Source organism: Oceanobacillus sp. E9, assembly GCF_001741975.1.
In the GTDB taxonomy this organism is placed as follows: domain Bacteria; phylum Bacillota; class Bacilli; order Bacillales; family Amphibacillaceae; genus Oceanobacillus; species Oceanobacillus kimchii.
Genome location: NZ_LSNA01000007.1, coordinates 291361 through 308723 on the forward strand (window position 1 = coordinate 291361; position 17363 = coordinate 308723).

The 17363-nt window shown below is 33.9% G+C and carries 18 protein-coding genes and 1 pseudogene; 13 read left to right on the forward strand and 6 right to left on the reverse strand.

Translation table 11 applies throughout. From position 1 onward, the window contains the following. Positions 1-178 precede the first annotated feature (178 nt). The 3 genes from AQ616_RS11040 to AQ616_RS19220 all read left to right on the forward strand — a co-directional run bounded on the left by AQ616_RS11040 (position 179) and on the right by AQ616_RS19220 (position 2602). Positions 179-1540: a dipeptidase gene (locus AQ616_RS11040; RefSeq protein ID WP_069685795.1), complete on the forward strand. Its 1362-nt coding sequence runs from the start codon at positions 179-181 to the stop codon at positions 1538-1540. Between the two features lie 60 nt (positions 1541-1600). Beyond that, the gene (locus AQ616_RS11045; RefSeq protein ID WP_069685796.1) at positions 1601-2356 is read left to right on the forward strand and encodes a (S)-benzoin forming benzil reductase; all 756 of its coding nucleotides are present in this window, start codon (positions 1601-1603) and stop codon (positions 2354-2356) included. A gap of 102 nt (positions 2357-2458) precedes the next feature. Next, positions 2459-2602 carry a YjcZ family sporulation protein gene (locus AQ616_RS19220; RefSeq protein ID WP_017796252.1) on the forward strand — a complete coding sequence of 48 codons (144 nt, stop codon included), beginning with the start codon at positions 2459-2461 and terminating at the stop codon, positions 2600-2602. Between the two features lie 71 nt (positions 2603-2673). Here AQ616_RS19220 and AQ616_RS11050 read toward each other — a convergent pair whose 3' ends face one another. Then, positions 2674-4314: a putative ABC transporter permease subunit gene (locus AQ616_RS11050; RefSeq protein WP_069686000.1), complete on the reverse strand. Its 1641-nt coding sequence runs from the start codon at positions 4312-4314 to the stop codon at positions 2674-2676. Further along, positions 4307-5029, reverse strand: a complete 723-nt coding sequence (locus AQ616_RS11055) for an ABC transporter ATP-binding protein (protein ID WP_069685797.1) — start codon at positions 5027-5029, stop codon at positions 4307-4309. The genes AQ616_RS11050 and AQ616_RS11055 overlap by 8 nt, the downstream gene beginning before the upstream one ends. Positions 5030-5173: 144 nt before the next feature. On the opposite strand from AQ616_RS11055, the gene map reads away from it, so the two are divergent. Further along, a complete protein-coding gene (gene map / locus AQ616_RS11060) occupies positions 5174-5926 on the forward strand; it encodes a type I methionyl aminopeptidase (RefSeq protein WP_069685798.1) in 753 nt (250 codons plus the stop codon). A gap of 147 nt (positions 5927-6073) precedes the next feature. Here map and nhaC read toward each other — a convergent pair whose 3' ends face one another. Further along, positions 6074-7438: a Na+/H+ antiporter NhaC gene (nhaC, locus tag AQ616_RS11065; RefSeq protein WP_017796256.1), complete on the reverse strand. Its 1365-nt coding sequence runs from the start codon at positions 7436-7438 to the stop codon at positions 6074-6076. Positions 7439-7903: 465 nt separating this feature from the next. On the opposite strand from nhaC, the gene AQ616_RS11070 reads away from it, so the two are divergent. From AQ616_RS11070 to AQ616_RS11080, 3 genes are all read left to right on the forward strand, one after another. Then, positions 7904-8629 carry an AzlC family ABC transporter permease gene (locus AQ616_RS11070; protein WP_017796257.1) on the forward strand — a complete coding sequence of 242 codons (726 nt, stop codon included), beginning with the start codon at positions 7904-7906 and terminating at the stop codon, positions 8627-8629. Further along, positions 8626-8922, forward strand: coding sequence for an AzlD domain-containing protein (locus tag AQ616_RS11075; protein ID WP_017796258.1), 297 nt, complete (start codon positions 8626-8628; stop codon positions 8920-8922). Before AQ616_RS11070 ends, AQ616_RS11075 begins: the two co-directional genes overlap by 4 nt. A gap of 98 nt (positions 8923-9020) precedes the next feature. Beyond that, positions 9021-9218, forward strand: a complete 198-nt coding sequence (locus AQ616_RS11080; RefSeq protein WP_017796259.1) for a helix-turn-helix transcriptional regulator — start codon at positions 9021-9023, stop codon at positions 9216-9218. Between the two features lie 493 nt (positions 9219-9711). Here the strand turns inward: AQ616_RS11080 and AQ616_RS11085 are convergent, their stop codons facing one another. Beyond that, the gene (locus AQ616_RS11085) at positions 9712-10584 is read right to left on the reverse strand and encodes a cation diffusion facilitator family transporter (RefSeq protein ID WP_017796260.1); all 873 of its coding nucleotides are present in this window, start codon (positions 10582-10584) and stop codon (positions 9712-9714) included. A gap of 375 nt (positions 10585-10959) precedes the next feature. On the opposite strand from AQ616_RS11085, the gene AQ616_RS11090 reads away from it, so the two are divergent. The 4 genes from AQ616_RS11090 (at position 10960) to AQ616_RS11100 (ending at position 14104) form a co-directional block, all read left to right on the forward strand. Then, positions 10960-11193, forward strand: coding sequence for a hypothetical protein (locus AQ616_RS11090; RefSeq protein ID WP_017796261.1), 234 nt, complete (start codon positions 10960-10962; stop codon positions 11191-11193). Positions 11194-11311: 118 nt separating this feature from the next. Next, a complete protein-coding gene (locus AQ616_RS19925) occupies positions 11312-11758 on the forward strand; it encodes a hypothetical protein (protein ID WP_240490494.1) in 447 nt (148 codons plus the stop codon). Between the two features lie 38 nt (positions 11759-11796). Further along, a complete protein-coding gene (locus tag AQ616_RS11095; RefSeq protein WP_240490495.1) occupies positions 11797-12777 on the forward strand; it encodes a methyl-accepting chemotaxis protein in 981 nt (326 codons plus the stop codon). 16 nt (positions 12778-12793) lie between these two features. Then, positions 12794-14104 (forward strand): MFS transporter, encoded by a 1311-nt coding sequence (locus AQ616_RS11100; RefSeq protein ID WP_017796263.1) that lies wholly within the window; start codon positions 12794-12796, stop codon positions 14102-14104. Positions 14105-14185: 81 nt separating this feature from the next. Here the strand turns inward: AQ616_RS11100 and AQ616_RS19430 are convergent. Together AQ616_RS19430 and AQ616_RS11105 are read right to left on the reverse strand one after the other, a co-directional pair. Next, a pseudogene (locus tag AQ616_RS19430) lies at positions 14186-14332 on the reverse strand (dTDP-4-dehydrorhamnose 3,5-epimerase family protein); the annotation flags it as partial. A 171-nt stretch (positions 14333-14503) separates the two neighbouring features. Continuing rightward, complete coding sequence (locus tag AQ616_RS11105) at positions 14504-15406, reverse strand: zinc dependent phospholipase C family protein (RefSeq protein ID WP_069685799.1); 903 nt, start codon at positions 15404-15406, stop codon at positions 14504-14506. 130 nt (positions 15407-15536) lie between these two features. Here AQ616_RS11105 and fumC point away from each other — a divergent pair, with 130 nt between their 5' ends. After that, the gene (gene fumC, locus AQ616_RS11110; RefSeq protein ID WP_069685800.1) at positions 15537-16922 is read left to right on the forward strand and encodes a class II fumarate hydratase; all 1386 of its coding nucleotides are present in this window, start codon (positions 15537-15539) and stop codon (positions 16920-16922) included. A gap of 186 nt (positions 16923-17108) precedes the next feature. Continuing rightward, entirely contained in the window at positions 17109-17300 is a 192-nt protein-coding gene (locus AQ616_RS11115) for an alpha/beta-type small acid-soluble spore protein (RefSeq protein WP_017796266.1), read from the forward strand. The last annotated feature ends 63 nt before the right edge of the window (positions 17301-17363 follow it).

The following is a 17363-nucleotide window of genomic DNA, read 5'->3' on the forward strand; positions in this document are numbered from 1 at the left end:
TCGGATTTATACTTTTGCCCACCTTAAAAAACAGGAGCGTACTGACTATTTTTCATTAAACATACTTGGGTTTCGTTCTTTTTAGGTCAAGTGATGCTAGAAACAATTCATTGGTTGTACTATAATCATTGTAATACGAAGTTTGTTTTATTATGTAGATAATTGAGGAGGTAATAGTATGAGTGAAAAAGCATTAACCTATTTACAAGAACATCGAGAGGATATGTTAAGCAAGTTATATCGCTTTTTGTCTATACCAAGCGTAAGTACAGACTCGAAACATAAACAGGATATTAACAAAGCAGCTGATTTTCTAATTACATACTTAGAAGAACTATCATTTACAAATATTGAAAAAGTAGAAACAGATGGACACCCTCTCATATATGGTGAATATGTGGGAGCAGGAGAAGATGCACCAACTGTATTATTATATGGGCATTATGATGTTCAACCTGTTGATCCAATCGAATTATGGGATAGTGAACCTTTTAATCCAGAAGTGAGAGATGGACGTATTTATGCTCGAGGATCTAGTGATGATAAAGGCCAGGTGTTTATGCATCTCGCTGTATTTGAAGCGTTTTTAAAGACAGAAGGAAAACTTCCGGTTAATGTCAAAGTTTGTATTGAAGGAGAAGAGGAGATCGGTAGTGAAAATTTATATGATCTTCTGCAAGAAAATAAAGAGAAGTTTAAGTCGGATTTTGCAGTTATCTCTGATTCCGGAATGGCAGAAAAAAATCAACCAACCATTTTGTATGGTTTAAAAGGCTTTACTGGTATTGAAATTAAAGTAACTGGACCAGATCATGATTTACATTCTGGAATGTACGGTGGAGCTGTTAGAAATCCGATTATGGCTTTAAGTCATATCTTATCGTCTTTAAAAGATAAAGACGAGGTGATAACAGTAGATGGTTTTTATGATGATGTTGAAGGACTTTCAGATGAAGAACGTAAATTAATGGAAAAGGCACCAGGAGAAGACTTTATTCAAGCAACAGGTATACCTGAAATTGCATCAGAAAAGGGATATACAGCTAAGGAACATACAATGGGTAGACCGACCTTAGAAGTGAATGGTATTTATGGAGGCTATCAAGGAGAAGGTACCAAGACTATTATTCCATCAACTGCCACTGCAAAAATTACTTGTAGATTAGTTCCAGGGCAAGATCCTGTAGATATACAGGAAAAATTAGTCAACCATGTAAATAAATATTCTCCTTCAGGTGTTACCGTAGAAGTAAAGAAAGAAAAACTTTCTGCTAAAGCCTATAAGGTGGAGCCGACACATCCATTGATACAAAAAGCAGCCAAAAGTTATGCAAAAGCATTTAATAAAGATACGGTATTCTTACGCATGGGTGGATCAATTCCTGTAGTAGAATGGCTTGAATCTATTTATCAATTTCCTATCGTATTATTAGGTTTCGGTACACCTGAAGATCGTTTGCACTCACCAAACGAAAGTTTTCCATTGGATAGTTTTGATAAAGGTATGGAGACGCTTGTATATTATTGGAGTGAAATGTAATTAAAAAAAGGATAGATTACAAAACGAAAAATATAAAGTTTACTTAAGGAGGGGTCACGTATGAAAACAGCAATAGTTACAGGAGTTTCAAAAGGATTAGGAGAATCAATTGCGAAGCTGTATTTAGAATCAGGTGTAATGGTTATTGGTGTATCTCGAACAGATAACAAGGCCTTATATTCAATAGCTGAAAATAATAATACAGAATTTCATCACGTAGCTTGTGATTTATCGGATATAAGTGAATATGATTCAACCTTTAACAAGATGGATGAAATTCTTTTTCAAGATGATGTAGACACGATATATTTAGTGAATAATGCAGGTATTGTTGATCCAATAGAACAAGCGAAAAACATTAAAAATGTTGCATTACAAAAGCATTTACAGGTGAATTCATTCGCTCCAATGGCCTTCACAAATTATTATTTAAAAAAAGCAGAGGAGCATGAAGTAACGCTAATTACTGCAATCGTAACTTCTGGAGCGGCACAAAAGCCCAAATTTGGATGGAGTGCTTACTGTTCTTCTAAGGCAAGTATGAACATGTATACAGAAACGGTCGCTCTAGAACAAGATGAAGAGCAGACTGGGCATAAAATTATTGCTTTTAGTCCTGGAGTAATGGATACGAATATGCAAGAAACAATACGTTCTAGCTCAAAAGAGGCTTTTAAAGATGTGGAAGATTTCAAAGGATTAAAGGATAATAATTTATTGAAGGACACAGATTTAATTGCAGGTGTGCTCATCGATATTATGACAGATGAGAAAATAAAAAATGGAAAAATCTATGATGTAAAAGATTACATCTAAGAAAAAATTTATCTATGGAAAATAAAAAAATAGTTATTCGCCCTCCCAAAATTGATGAATTCGCATAAAGTAAATTAGATTCATATAGAGGAGGTAACAAACATGGGTAAAGAACATGGTGAAAACTTTGGCTCCGCTGGCTTTGCTTTGCTAGTAGTGCTATTTATCTTACTTGTCATCATAGGAACTGCGTACTCTAATGGAGGCAATGGCGGTGGCTATTGTGGTGGCGGCTACGGCTGGTAGTCAATAATTTTTAAAAACTTTAAAAACGACGAAATCTAAAAAAGCTTGTAGCAAACGCTACAAGCTTTTTATTAGAAATTAATTTCTTGAAATACATTTTGATTGATTCTTTTATACATATACCGATGAGCTAAAAATATTCCTATTGATATGACAGCGAAAAGAATAACGGCTAGGAGATAAACATTTGATACTTCGATATTCCATAGTATTATGATAATCAAACCAAAAATAACAACTTGCATAAGAAATCCAAAAAACGGAACAAATCGATTTTTAAATAATTCTTGTTCATCTGTCCAATTTAATTTTGGTTGGTTCATATCGAGTATGAGTCCAATACAACTAGAAAACCAATTAATTGCAAGGAATAATCCCCCCCATAAGATAAGTACCGTTATTGGGAGTCCTATAACAATACCAATAATGAATAGTAATATCATTGGTAATAGACCTATTATCCAAGAGACAATCAATTTACTATGAATAACTTGTTTGTGATTAAGTGGAAGAAATAAATTAGCTTTCCACGTTTTTCCTTCTCTAGAAATAGCTGTTGCAGCAGTCATATTGATGCTTACCATAAAAACGGTAACGATAAACAGTAATAACAGTACATTTTTTTCTAGTACTGAACCTGTAATTTCTCCTGCTATACCACTTCCAAAATCCAAAAAGAAAATCACCAATAAAAATACTGGCATGAATAAAGATTGGACGACACATTGGGTAAGGAAAGTCGGTGTTCGTAAGAGAATACGTAAATCCTTTTTAATATAGGATTGCCAAATCGGTTGAGAAGCAATGGATCTATCTAATGCTTTATCAGACATTTTTCCACTACTACCTCCACTCATCCCAAGGACACCTTTTAAATATAATTTTTGACCCAGAAATGCAAATAGCATGATTGCTAATCCACTTAGTATTATCATTAACAATATGAAAAGAAAACCATTTATTGATTCTGCTTGATGTAAGCTATTCGCTGAAAACCATGCTGGTGGATAGAAATATGTAATCCATTGTAATAAGCCTTCTTGTTCTTGCATTGTTTGGCTAATGGACTCCATTAATTTAGATTCATCAGTATTGAGTCGTACTACCACATTTATTAAAATAATAGCAGTAAGTGAGAATACACCTGCAAATATTTTTGAGCGGTCCTTATTTTTAGCGATATTTACATAACGCATGACAAACATTAAAATCACAGAAGCAATTACAAAAGGAATTACTGGCAATAGAATGAATAAAAGGATTCCATAAATATAATAAAGTATTGAGCCATTACTAATATTCCCGTAAATAATCATCATGGGTAAGTAGGTAATCCCTGATAATAAGTATGAGTAAATAAAAGGACTTGCTGCTTTTCCTAATAAAATTTGATATGGATGTAAAGGAAAAGGAATGTACGCTTCTACATCATCTGCAAAATAAAAAGCGGTTAATACAGAAACAATACAAGTAATAAATAGGACAATACTCATGCCGATGAACAGTAAACCTAGTATCATTGATTGCTGTTGTAAAGGCGCAAACACGTTATAAATGGCACTAATTAAATTATTATATAGTGTGAAAATTATTCCGAGAAATGGAATGAAAAATAATCCGGCTACGATATATAGCCATGCATAGTTATTTTTGCCCGTGGAAGTGTATTGCATCTTTAGCATAATACGTATGACTTTCCATGTCTTACTCATCATTGGTCAACTCCAAGAATACATTTTCAAGCGATTGATCTGTTGCATATTCTTTTTGAAGTTGTTCCATCGTCCCATAAAAAATAAGTTTACCTTTATTAATAATTGCAACTTCATCACATAATTGTTCAACTACTTCAAGTCCGTGGCTAGAAAAAAAGACTGTATTGCCTTTATCAGCGTGTTCTCGCATCATAAGTTTTAAAGAATGAGAAGATTTAGGATCTAATCCGGTTAAAGGCTCATCAAGAATCCAAATATCTGGATCATGTAATAGTACACCCGTTACCATTATTTTTTGACGCATACCATGAGAATAGCTTTGTATGTAATTTCCTAACGCATCGTGAATAGAAAATTGTTTGGTAAAGTATTCAATTCTCTCTTTTCTTATATCAGCCGGTATTTCATAAATATCTGCTATAAAATTTAAATATTCCATTCCTTTTAATCTAAGGAACATATCAGAACGATCTGGAACTAACCCGAATATTTTTTTTGCTTCTAGTGGTCGTTTTTCAATATCAAGTCCATTTAAAGTAATGGAGCCAGAATCAATTGGTAAAATCCCTGTCATCATATTAATGGTGGTGGATTTTCCAGCGCCATTTGGTCCTAAGAAACCAATGATTTTACCATTAGGAATTGTCAAATTTAAATTTTGGATGGCTGTCTTACCCTCAAATTCTTTTGTAACATGGTTTATTTCTATCAATGTGTTCCCTCGCTTTCCATAAGTCTGTATTACTGTTCGAAAAAAAATACATATGTTAAAATTTACATTGGAATAACCAACGAATGAACTATGCATAGTATTAGTATAACGTACTTAAAGATAGAATTGGAGAGGGAGAGATTAATGATTTCAAGAAAAAGTAAACGAGAAGTAGAGCAAATGCAAGCTGCTGCAGATGTTCTCGTTGCCTGTCATAGAGAAATTGCAAAAATAATTAAACCAGGTATTTCAACGATTGAAATAGATAACTTTGTAGAAGGTTTCTTAGAAAAACATGGAGCTACTCCTGAGCAAAAAGGCTATAATGGTTATCCTTATGCAATTTGTGCATCATTAAATGATGAAATTTGCCATGGATTTCCTTCTGAAAAACCATTGGAGGATGGAGACATTGTAACAATTGATATGGTGGTAAATTTAAATGGTGGTCTAGCTGATTCAGCTTGGACATATGCTGTCGGAAATGTAGATGAAAAAGGGAAACGGTTAATCAATGTAACCAAAGAAGCTCTTTATAAGGGTATTGAACAGGCAAAGCCAGGTAATCGAATAGGTGATATCGGTCATGCAATTCAAACATATGCTGAAGCGGAAGGATTTTCGGTAGTACGTGATTTTACAGGACATGGAATTGGACCGACTATTCATGAGGATCCACATATTCCTCACTATGGATTGCCAAACAAAGGACTTCGTTTAAAAGAAGGCATGGTAATTACAATCGAACCTATGATCAACGAAGGGGCTTGGCAAAGCAAAATGGATGATAATGGGTGGACTGCAAGAACAATCGATAAAGGACGTTCAGCTCAGTTTGAACATCAGATTGTCATTACAGAAAATGGACCACATATTTTTACAGAACAAGATAAATAACAAGCAAAGACCCCAACTGTATTAAAAAATGCAGTTGGGGTCTTTTATCTCGCTTGTAAAGGAAAGTAATTTCTCACTTTCAAGCGGGTAAGGCATATTCAAAAAAGGGGAAGTTAGAAAAAAATCAAACATCATTCTATTTGTATTTTATTTTTTTGCTGTTTTAGCTCCAAACAAAATTGTAATGATTGGACTAAGCAAGCAGAAGAATGCAAATGGTAAATAGGTAAGTACCGGTACACCAAGTACATCTGCTATAAATACTCCACATACACTCCAAGGAACTAATGGGTTAATTACTGTACCTGCATCTTCCAGTGTGCGCGATAGTGAGCGCTTTGTTAACCCAGCTTTTTCATATATAGGTTTAAACGTTTCTCCAGTTAATAATATAGATAAATACTGTTCACCGATAAGTACGTTAACTCCAATAGCAGTACCTGCGGTTGATGCAATGATAGATCTTGCACGTTGTAATTTCTCTTGGAAACTGTTTAATAAGCTCGGAATAATGCCTGTAACAAACAGCAATCCTCCAAAACTTAAGGCTAATATTACTAATGAAATAGTAAATAACATTCCATTTATTCCGCCTCGAGTTAATAGTTCATTTACAGGTTCAAAGTTCGTTGTCCCAGTAAATCCATTAAACCAAGCGTTCGTAATTTCTTTCCACGTAAAACCGTTTGTAATTTTTCCAATGATTACTGCGATCAAACTACTTAATGATAAAGCCAGAAATGCTGACATTCGAAATATAGTACATATAATTAATATAATTAAAGGAATCCAAGAAGCCCAATGTAGGAGACCGCTGCCTAATAAAGCTTCTCGGTAAGCTTCTACATTGCTAATGGATGTATCTTGACTAGGAGATAGGAATGCAAACACAATAAATGAAATAATGAATGCTGGTATAGTAGTTAAACTAATATGTTTAATATGGTCAAATAAATCTACTCCGATTATAGAAGAAGAAAGATTCGTTGTATCTGATAATGGTGACATCTTATCTCCAAAAAAAGCACCTGAAACGATAGCACCCGCTGTAATAGCAAGTGATGCATCCATAGCTCCTGCCATTCCGATAAAAGCTACTCCAATTGTTGCTGTAGTTGTAAGGGAACTTCCTAGGGAAATCCCGATTATTGAAGTAACTGCAAAGACAATCGCGTAAAACCACATAGTGCCAATTAATGAGAAACCCGTATTTATTAAAGTAGGTATAGTACCACTAATCATCCAACTACTAATTAATACCCCGATGATGAAGAAAAGAAAAATTGCCCCCATCCCGGAAGAAGCTCCAGTTGCCATTGCATCTTGGAGTGAAGAGAAGTTAATCTTTTTTAATAATCCATAACAAATTAATAATAACATTCCAATTAAAATGGGAATATGCGGTGTTGTTTCTAATCCGATTATAAAGTAGCTAATAAATATAATTATAAATATAAAAAATAACAATGCTTCCCAAAAAGCTGGTTTGTGTTTAGCCGAAATTGGTTTCATAATCTTTCCTCCTAAATATAAAAAGCCTCGTCCCTTCAATAAGGGACGAAGCTATGTACTCCGCGTTACCACCCTGGTTGATGGAAAAAATTCCACCCACTCACATGCTTACAATCCTAATAACTGAAATTTGTAATTCGATATGAATCAGCCAGAGTTTTCAGCAACCACTCTGTCTCTTGTACTGCTAAATTCAAAATCTACTTCGAATCTCTAATTGCCGGTAGTATTAAATTGTTAATACTGACTATACAACCATCTAGCTAGTATTGTCAATAACCAAATTTTCCTTTTTAAATATTGGTAATTTAGTTATAATTAAATCAAAATTTTATTAGGAGATAGCAATGTCGTTAATGATGAGTAACACATATCAGAATATTAATACTATTTTTTTCTGAAATTAGGGAGTGCAGTAAACTGCTCATCGTGAAAAAAGAAATTTTAATTTGGAGAGAAACCATAATGCAGATGCCATCAACAATGAAAGTAGAATCACCACTAACAATTATGAAAAGAGGATTAAAAGCTGGCTTTCCAATTATGCTTGGATATTTACCAATTGCAATTACATATGGTGTGCTAGCTAGCCAAGTAGGTTTATCTTTATTTGAATTAACTTGGATGAGCGCAGCGGTTTTTGCTGGAGCTAGTCAGTTTATGGCAGTAAATATGATTGCTGTTGGAACTGGTATTATTGAAATTATTATTGCAACATTTGTTTTGAATTTCAGACATTTTATTATGAACTTATCGATGATGAATGTATTAAAAGCAATTCCACTCCATAAAAAATTGCCATTATCGCTTGGTGTAACGGATGAAACCTTTGCGGTGTCTTCCATGTATCCTGAAGAAGGAAAAAAAGCACAAGGAATTTGGTTTTATGGAACAATTATCGGATTTGCGTATATTTCCTGGGTAATAGGATCATTATTTGGTGGATTATTAGGTGAAATAATTCCTCCTGCTCTAAGTCAAAGTATGGGGATTGCACTTTATGCAATGTTTATTGGGCTATTAATACCATCTGCAAAAAAAGATATCAAAGTAGCTTACATTGCGGTAGTAGCAATGTTTATTCATTGGGGTTGTCTTCAATTAGGAATTAGTACAGGATGGGCAATTGTATATGGAACTATTTTTGGTGGAATGGTTGGAATTCCTTTGTTGAAGGAGGATGAAGCATGATTATCGCAATGATTCTTGGTATGTTTATTGTTACAATGCTACCACGTTTAATTCCTGTATTTATAGTTGAGAAGGTGCAATTCCGACCGTGGGTTAATCGTTGGTTACTGGCAATACCATATGCTGCACTAGGTGCTTTAATTTTTCCAGGTGTATTATCAGTAGTACCTGATCGACCTTTTGTAGGATTACTAGGTGGACTAATAGCAATTTTGCTATCACTGTTTGGGTTAAATGTTGTTTTTGTTGTTATTGGTTCTATATTATCAATATATATCATGATAAATTTATAGTTTTCAAAGGCTGAAAATATTATAATATATAAAGTAAAGGAAACTTGACGTCAAGTTTCCTTTACTTTATGATTTGAACTAGAAGGGAAGAAGCATATTTGAAGAATAGAATGAAAGAATTTCGTGAAATTCATCACATATCTCAAGCTCAAATGGCAGAAATGCTTAATGTTTCAAGACAAACCATTATTTCAATAGAAAAAGAAAGATATAATCCTTCATTACCTCTAGCCATTCAAATTGCTAGATGTTTTAAAACTAGTGTAGAAGAAGTTTTTATATTAGAGGAAGAATAAGGAAAGGGGAAGGTTATAATTTATTTGAACAGTAAAGCCGGTAGACGTTTTTTTACATTTATGGGGTGTTTGTTTTTGTTATATACTGGTATTCTTTCATCAGCATCCATATATTCACTAGGATTTTTACAGGGCCATGAACTAATCCAGTTATCACTATCCATCATGTGTTTCTGTTTAGCTTATTTATATCCGCAGTTCAAAAAAAACGATGAACGTACAAAAGCGATAAAGGAGAGAGGGATGTTTTTCAGTTACTCTTTCTTTGTAGCATATAGTTTAATATTAATGTTAATGTTTCAATTTGAAGTGTTGAGTTTGTCTGGATACCAGACGGTAACTTTGATGGCTTCATTGATGATCATCACTGTATTTTCTTCCTTTGTTATTTTATCTAAGCGATACTAAATTATTTTTAAACTATAATTATAAAAATGATAAATCCCCCTAAGGCTAAAATGAAAAAGTCTTAGGGGATTTAATGATAAAAAGTCTATTTTTCTTCGAATGGCTCAATATGAATGAGCGCATGAGAAATTCGATGCTTATCGTATAAATATTCTTCAATACGATCAGTGATTTCATGACCTTCAGCAACTGTCAAATTAGGATCTACATGAATCGTTATATCAAGAAGTTCTTGGTTTCCATGGATCCTGCCTTTAATATCATCAACGCGTAGTACTGAAGGGTCTTTATCTATTGTTTCTTTTATTTCTGTTAATTTTTCATCATCAAAGCCATCGGTCAATGTAATCGTGGAATCTTTAAAAATATCCCAAGCAGTTTTACAAATAATGATACCTACAACTCCAGCAGTTAGTGGATCTAGCCAAAATAAACCGAATTGAGCGCCGATAATACCAATAAATACTCCGATACTGACTAAAGCATCTGCCTTATTATCCATAGCTGCCGCATATAAAGATCCACTCTCAATTTTTTTTGATAATCGTAAGTTAAATCGATACACAAACAACATAATTACCGCAGCAAAAATGGCAGTCCAAGCTGTTAACATATCAGGTTGTGTGTAAGATGAATTGATTAGTTTTTGTCCAGCTTCGATGATGACTTGGAGCCCGATAAACATCATGATGAATGCTGCGAATAAGGAAGCAATTGTTTCTGCACGATAGTGACCGTAACGATGGATATCATCAGGCGGTTTGCGGGCAATTTTAAGTCCGATTAGTACAGCAACAGAAGTGACAATATCGGTTAGATTATTTAATCCATCTGCTCGTAATCCATCCGAGTTTCCGATGGAAGCAATATATAGTTTTGATGAAGCAAGTATAAGGTAAGCAATGATACTTAGCCATGCACCTTTTTCACCTTGTTTTAAATGATCTGAACGATTCATTTTCTCTTATCCTCCAGCGTGTAATAAATACACTTTATTTATAGCTTATATAGTCTACCAAACCTTCTACTGGTGGGTCTAGAGAAACAAACAAGCATATAGCCATAGGTCTTGAAAGTTCTAAAGGAAGTTTCCTTGATACAACATATCATTAGTAAAAATACAAATTTTATTAATAGAACCAATTTCATAATACGATATTTTGTGTGTTATCCGAATGTTACCTGCTTTAAATTTCATTACAAACGGATGCTTTTTAGCTAAATTGAAAAAGATGAACACTTTTTAATTAATATATTAAAAATTAAATAAGAAGGTTGCAATTTATTAGAAAATTAAGGATAATGGTTAAAAGGAACAAAGGGGGCCTATTCCATGAGGAAGGCTAAAACAGTATATCGTATATTTCGCTATGCAGGAGAACCATTACAGGCTAAACGCGAGATTTCATTTGAAACAAGCTTGTTCTCAAGATTGATGTTAGATGAGCTATGCTTCAATTGGAATAAGACGAAATTGGAAGAAGCCTTAAATAGCTCCATCGATCAAAATAATATACAATTGTTCCGGAAGTTAAGCCAAGAGTACAAGCAGTTTGTTTGGGAATAAAATATTGATTATGCCTTGCCTCAACAGGTAAGGCTTTTTTTGAATTTAATTTGGAGGTGAATTATTTTGCTGGTAGAAAAATAAATTAAATGGAATATGAAAAAATGGAGGAAAAAAGATGAATAATAAAAATTCTATAGTAAAGAAACAGTATACAATTATTTTTTACATACTATTATTTTCAATTTTACTAGGAGTAGGGGCAGAACTAGTTGTGGGCGCTCCGATTGCTAATATTTTAGCAATTTTTATAGGGGGGGTAATTGGTCTTATCATAATTTGGGTATTAAATCGAAGTGAACGAAATACTCACTTTATTCCTTATATAGTTATTGTTGCTATTACCGGAGTAGCATTAATCGTAATGATGAGTTCAGCGTATGTAACAAATATGTTATTTATGTTTTATCTGTTGGCGGTTTCTGCTTTATCACTTTCTATCCCAGCTTTAATTACTGGTGGAGTGGTTGGGTTGCTACTACTTAGCTATTTCGTGTTAGAAAAGGGTGCTGCTATTGGATTTGATTCACGTTCTATGGCTATCACACTTGTTTTTATACACTAGTATTTATTGTTTTATTTATTCAGGTGAAAATCACTCAAATGCTACTGATAAATGCAGAGAAGTTGTTAGAAGAAAGTAAAAAGCTTACAGATAGTCAAATGGAACAGTCTAAGTTAGTAAAGAGCGGTGTATCTCAAGTTCATCAGAAAATGCAAGTAATTGAAAAGGAAAGTCATTGGAACTTTCAATCCATGATGGAAATGCGAGATGCCTTTAAAGAAATGAATGAAGCAACACAAATTCAGTCACAAGCCGCTACGACAATTTCAGAGACTACAGAAATGACGAATCAGCAAATTAAACATATGATTGATTTATTTACAAAACTAAAAAATGACGGTCATAATTTGGAAGCGTTATCAAAGTCTGGATCTCAATCTATCGGTGAATTGAATGAAATGATGGATGGATTTCAACAATCTTTTAACGATTTATCAACAAATATGAAACAATTAGAGCGTACAATTAAAGAGAGTACCGAATTTATTACGGAAATACAAAGTATTGCTTCACAAACAAATTTACTAGCATTGAATGCAAGCATTGAAGCGGCACGAGCTGGTGAGGCAGGAAAAGGGTTTGCGGTTGTAGCTGAAGAGATTCGTAAACTTGCAGAAACATCAAAGTCTACAGCAGAAAAGATTGAGATTAATATGGAAGGGATACAACAAGGTGCTATTCACACACAACAAGAAGTGTATCAAAATGGAGAGAAGTTGGAACGGAGCGTCAAGCGAGTAAACAAAGCAAGCGACAACTTTTCAATTATCTCAAAAGAAATTTTACGATTTTTAAATTACACTGCTGATTTACGCCACCGTGGTCATAACATTCAAACATCTTCCATAGAAATAGATCAATCACTAGACCGGCTTGTTTCAATAATAGAAGAGAATACTGCTACTATGGAACAGATGGAAGCTACAGTTGAACAACAAGCTAGTCGAATGGGCGTTTTAACAGAAGCAATTGAGGCGACGAATGAAGCTGCTGCGTCACTAGAAATGAAAAAAGTCTAGTATTGGGGGAGAATAGATGGATTTAAAGAGTAGAAAAAAGATACAACGTAGCTGGATGATGTATGACTTTGGAAATTCAGCATTTGCAACAACCATCATGGCGGCAGTCTTACCTGTATATTATTCAACTGTTGCCGCATCTGGATTAGATGACAATTTGGCCACTAGCTATTGGGGGTATTCACAATCAATATCTGTGCTAATCGTTGCTATTCTTGCCCCAATTCTTGGTGCAATTAGTGATTTTTCTGCAGCAAAGAAGAAGTTCCTACGTTTCTTTGCTTTTATGGGAATTATAGCTAGTTTATTAATGATGTTTATAGGAGAAGGAGATTATATATTTGCATCACTACTATTCATCATTGGTTCTATCGGTTTTTCTGGTGCAAATGTTTTTTATGATGGATTCTTACCTGAAATTGCTGATAAAGACGAGATGGATAAGGTCTCCTCTGGGGGATTTGCTTTTGGTTACATCGGAGGAGGAATCTTACTTGCAATCAATGTTGTTATGATTTTAAGCCCAGACGTATTCGGTCTACCTAATACCGAGTGGGCTACAAGGCTAGCTCTAGCTTCTGTAGGGATTTGGTGGTTTATATTTGCTATACCATTATTGAAAAATATTAAAGAGGAAAAAAAGCAACAAGTTACGAGAACTAAATCGTATGTTGCGATTGGATTCAATAGAGTAGGAAATACTTTTCGTGAAATAAAACAATATAAACAACTAGTTATATTTCTAATTGCGTTCTGGTTATACAATGATGGTATTTCAACCATAATACGAATGGCGACAGTATATGGAAGTGAAATAGGAATTGCTCAAAATGATTTAATTATAGCGTTATTAATTACACAATTTGTTGGTATACCATTTACTTTTTTCTTTGGTTGGTTAGCAACGAAAATAAATCCAAAAAATGCTCTATATATTACCTTATTTACCTATCTTGGAATTGTTATTATCGGTTATTTTATGAATTCTGCACTTCATTTTTACTTATTGGCAATTATTGTGGGTATGGTACAAGGTGGTGCCCAATCGCTAAGTAGGTCTATCTTCGGAAGAATGATTCCAGCTGGAAAACATGCAGAGTTTTTTGGTTTTTATGGAATTTCGTCAAAATTTGCCGCAGTAGTTGGACCATTTATGTTCGCAACCATTGGACATTTAACTGGTAATAGTAGACTCGGCATATTATCGTTGATTTTCTTTTTTGTAGCAGGTATCATTTTATTACGATTTGTTGATATTAATAAAGGTATTTTGGAAGCAAAAGAAGCATCTAATCCAAAAGATGATGTGATTGTTAAAACAAAGTAATAGTAGAATGTAAGTAAACCCCCTACTGTAGATGGTACTAATCCAAAAGTAGGGGGTTTTTATCCTTATTTAAAGGTGGTGTCAATTGAAATTAATCGTTGGGTTATTCCAAGCTATTCGTTTTTCATCAGAATCATTTTTATTATACGATACGGTCGTAAAGTAAATGATTGTGGCTTTTTCACTTCCTAAAACTCGGTATCCATAAGCAACACCCTTTGGTATTAATCATAGGATTGGATTTTGTTTTTCCCTTTACATCAGTTCTGCCAGATACTCATAAGAGGGACATATTTTAACTGCTTATTTTCTGACTTGATTTTAAAATGAAACGAGTGTGATAAACTAAATAATCGAAATTCTCGAATTGGTCATGCCTCTGGTCCTTATATTACGTTTCTATATGATTGGATTTGAATATATGTTTTCTAGCTCAAGTGAAAGAGGCATGCCTGTATCATAGGAAATATTGCCGATAATGTCGTTTATCAGATTATTATCATTATAATTATGATTTACCCAGTACTGGTGTATGAGTGGCAGTAATTTACATATTTCTTCATGTGCATCCTCATAATGTTCTAAAAAGCTTCTTGTTGAAGGAACATATGTTGCAGGATGATGCCATATGTTATGACCCTCATTAAGGTAATCGATACTTGATCGAATCGGCTGATGCGAGTAAGAAGATATAACATTACTAAGTAATTTATTTTTCCATAAATAAGGATCGGCAAGTATCTTATGTGCCAATTTCATATCATGATAAGGTTTTTTAATATAATCATCAGGTGGAGTTAGATCCGGATAGATATTTCTGATCGATTGCTCTAGTATTTGGTGTATATCTAATGGTAGAGAATCTCCTACATCAATGTCTAGATAAACGGGAAATTTCCATGCTTCTTTTTTTCTTAATTTTTGCATCATGATTGTATCAATAATTACTTCCAATTTTTGATGATTACTGCCTTCATAACCCGCATGATAATGAATAAATGGATGTGTATGACGGTCTAGTATGTGATGCGTAATAAAACCTAGTACATAAGCTTGGACTTGAATATTACACTTTTTTGCCCTCTGTATTAATTGTTGCAAAAATTCTCCGCATTGTTTTGTATGTAAAGTTGTTCCTAACTGTTGTACTGGCCCTTCTTTTACCCAGGGCCAAAATTGATAATAGAAAAAAGGGTCTGGTCCTTGTGCCCCAAGATTTAAAGCAGGTCCAGTATATATAGATAGATCCACAGAGTTGCATGCATCTTCAGCAAATAAGATATGCGTCCATATATTCGGCATGAAAAAATCCTCCCATAATATACAATTTTCAGTTATTTATGATATATTTTACCATGGACGGAAAGAAATCGAAAAATATTAAAAAATTTGATACACTATCATTGAGGATTTAACAAAGGGAGGAAATAAAATGGATTATCGTATTGAAAAAGATACAATTGGGGAGATTCAAGTTCCTGCTGATAAATATTGGGGGGCACAAACGCAACGTAGTAAGCAAAATTTTCCAATTGGAAATGAAAAAATGCCAGTCGAAATTATTAAAGCGTTTGCAATATTAAAACGTAGCACTGCAGAAGCTAATTTCAAATTAGGCTTAATGGAACAAGATAAAATGAAAGCTATTCAATATGCTGCTGATCAAGTATTAAACGATTCACTTACAGATCATTTTCCATTAGTCGTATGGCAAACGGGAAGTGGAACACAAAGTAATATGAATGTAAACGAAGTATTAGCTTTTGTAGGTAATAAATGGTTACAAGAACAAGGAAGTGATTTGAAATTACATCCAAATGATGATGTAAATAAATCTCAAAGTTCTAACGATACATATCCAACAGCAATGCATATTGCTGCTGTATTGAAATTAGAAGATACAGTATTACCAGCATTAAACCAGTTGAAAAATACGTTTTCAGAAAAACAAGTTGCTTTTGAAGATATTGTTAAAATTGGTCGTACACATTTACAGGATGCGACTCCGTTAACATTAGGCCAGGAGATTAGTGGTTGGCATCGTATGTTAGAGAAATCAGAAACAATGATTTCAGAGAGTTTAGAGCATCTTCGTGAGTTAGCAATAGGTGGAACAGCAGTAGGTACTGGTCTAAATGCACATCCTGATTTTTCAGAGAAAGTTTGCCAGGCAATTAGTGTATTTACAGATAAGAAATTTGTATCCGCAAAAAACAAATTCCATTCATTAACAAGTCATGATGAAACCGTTTATGCACATGGTGCACTAAAAGGATTAGCAGCAGATTTAATGAAAATTGCCAACGATGTCCGTTGGTTAGCTAGTGGCCCTCGTTGTGGAATTGGTGAAATAACAATACCTGCAAATGAACCAGGAAGTTCAATTATGCCGGGTAAAGTTAACCCAACACAAAGTGAAGCTGTTACAATGGTAGCAACACAAGTAATGGGAAATGATGCTGCAATTGGTTTTGCCGCTAGTCAGGGGAACTTTGAATTAAATGTTTTTAAACCAGTAATAGCATACAACTTCTTACAATCAAGTCAATTATTAGCAGATAGCATTATATCTTTCGATGAGCGTTGTGCTGTTGGAATCGAACCAAATCATGAGCAAATTGAAAAGAATCTAAATGATTCATTAATGTTAGTTACTGCTTTAAATCCACATATTGGGTATGAAAATGCAGCGAAAATAGCAAAAAAAGCATTTGCGGATAATTCAACATTAAAAGAGACTGCTGTAGAATTAGGATTATTAACGGAAGAGCAGTTTGATGAGTATGTTAATCCAGAAGAAATGACATATCCTAAATAAAGTAATGATTAAAAAGTATCCATTTATCAAAGGTAAATGGATACTTTTTTACATAAATACAAGGCTTAAATTACATATTTAACAAGCTTGTATCGCCATAATTACATTTCTCCTACAAATTACCAATGTTTATTTGTGATAAGTTTTGAGGATGTGCAGACAATAGTCTTACAGGAGGTGATATTAATGGCTAACAACAATTCAAACCAATTAGTAGTTCCTGGAGTACAACAAGCTCTAGATCAAATGAAATATGAGATCGCTCAAGAATTTGGTGTGTCTTTAGGTGCTGATACAACTTCTCGTGCAAACGGTTCTGTAGGTGGAGAGATTACTAAACGTCTTGTTCAAACTGCTCAACAACAATTGCATGGCTAAATCTAAAATAATAAAATAAATGGCTGAAAGGGAAGTCTAACTGGGCTTCCCTTTCTATTTTTG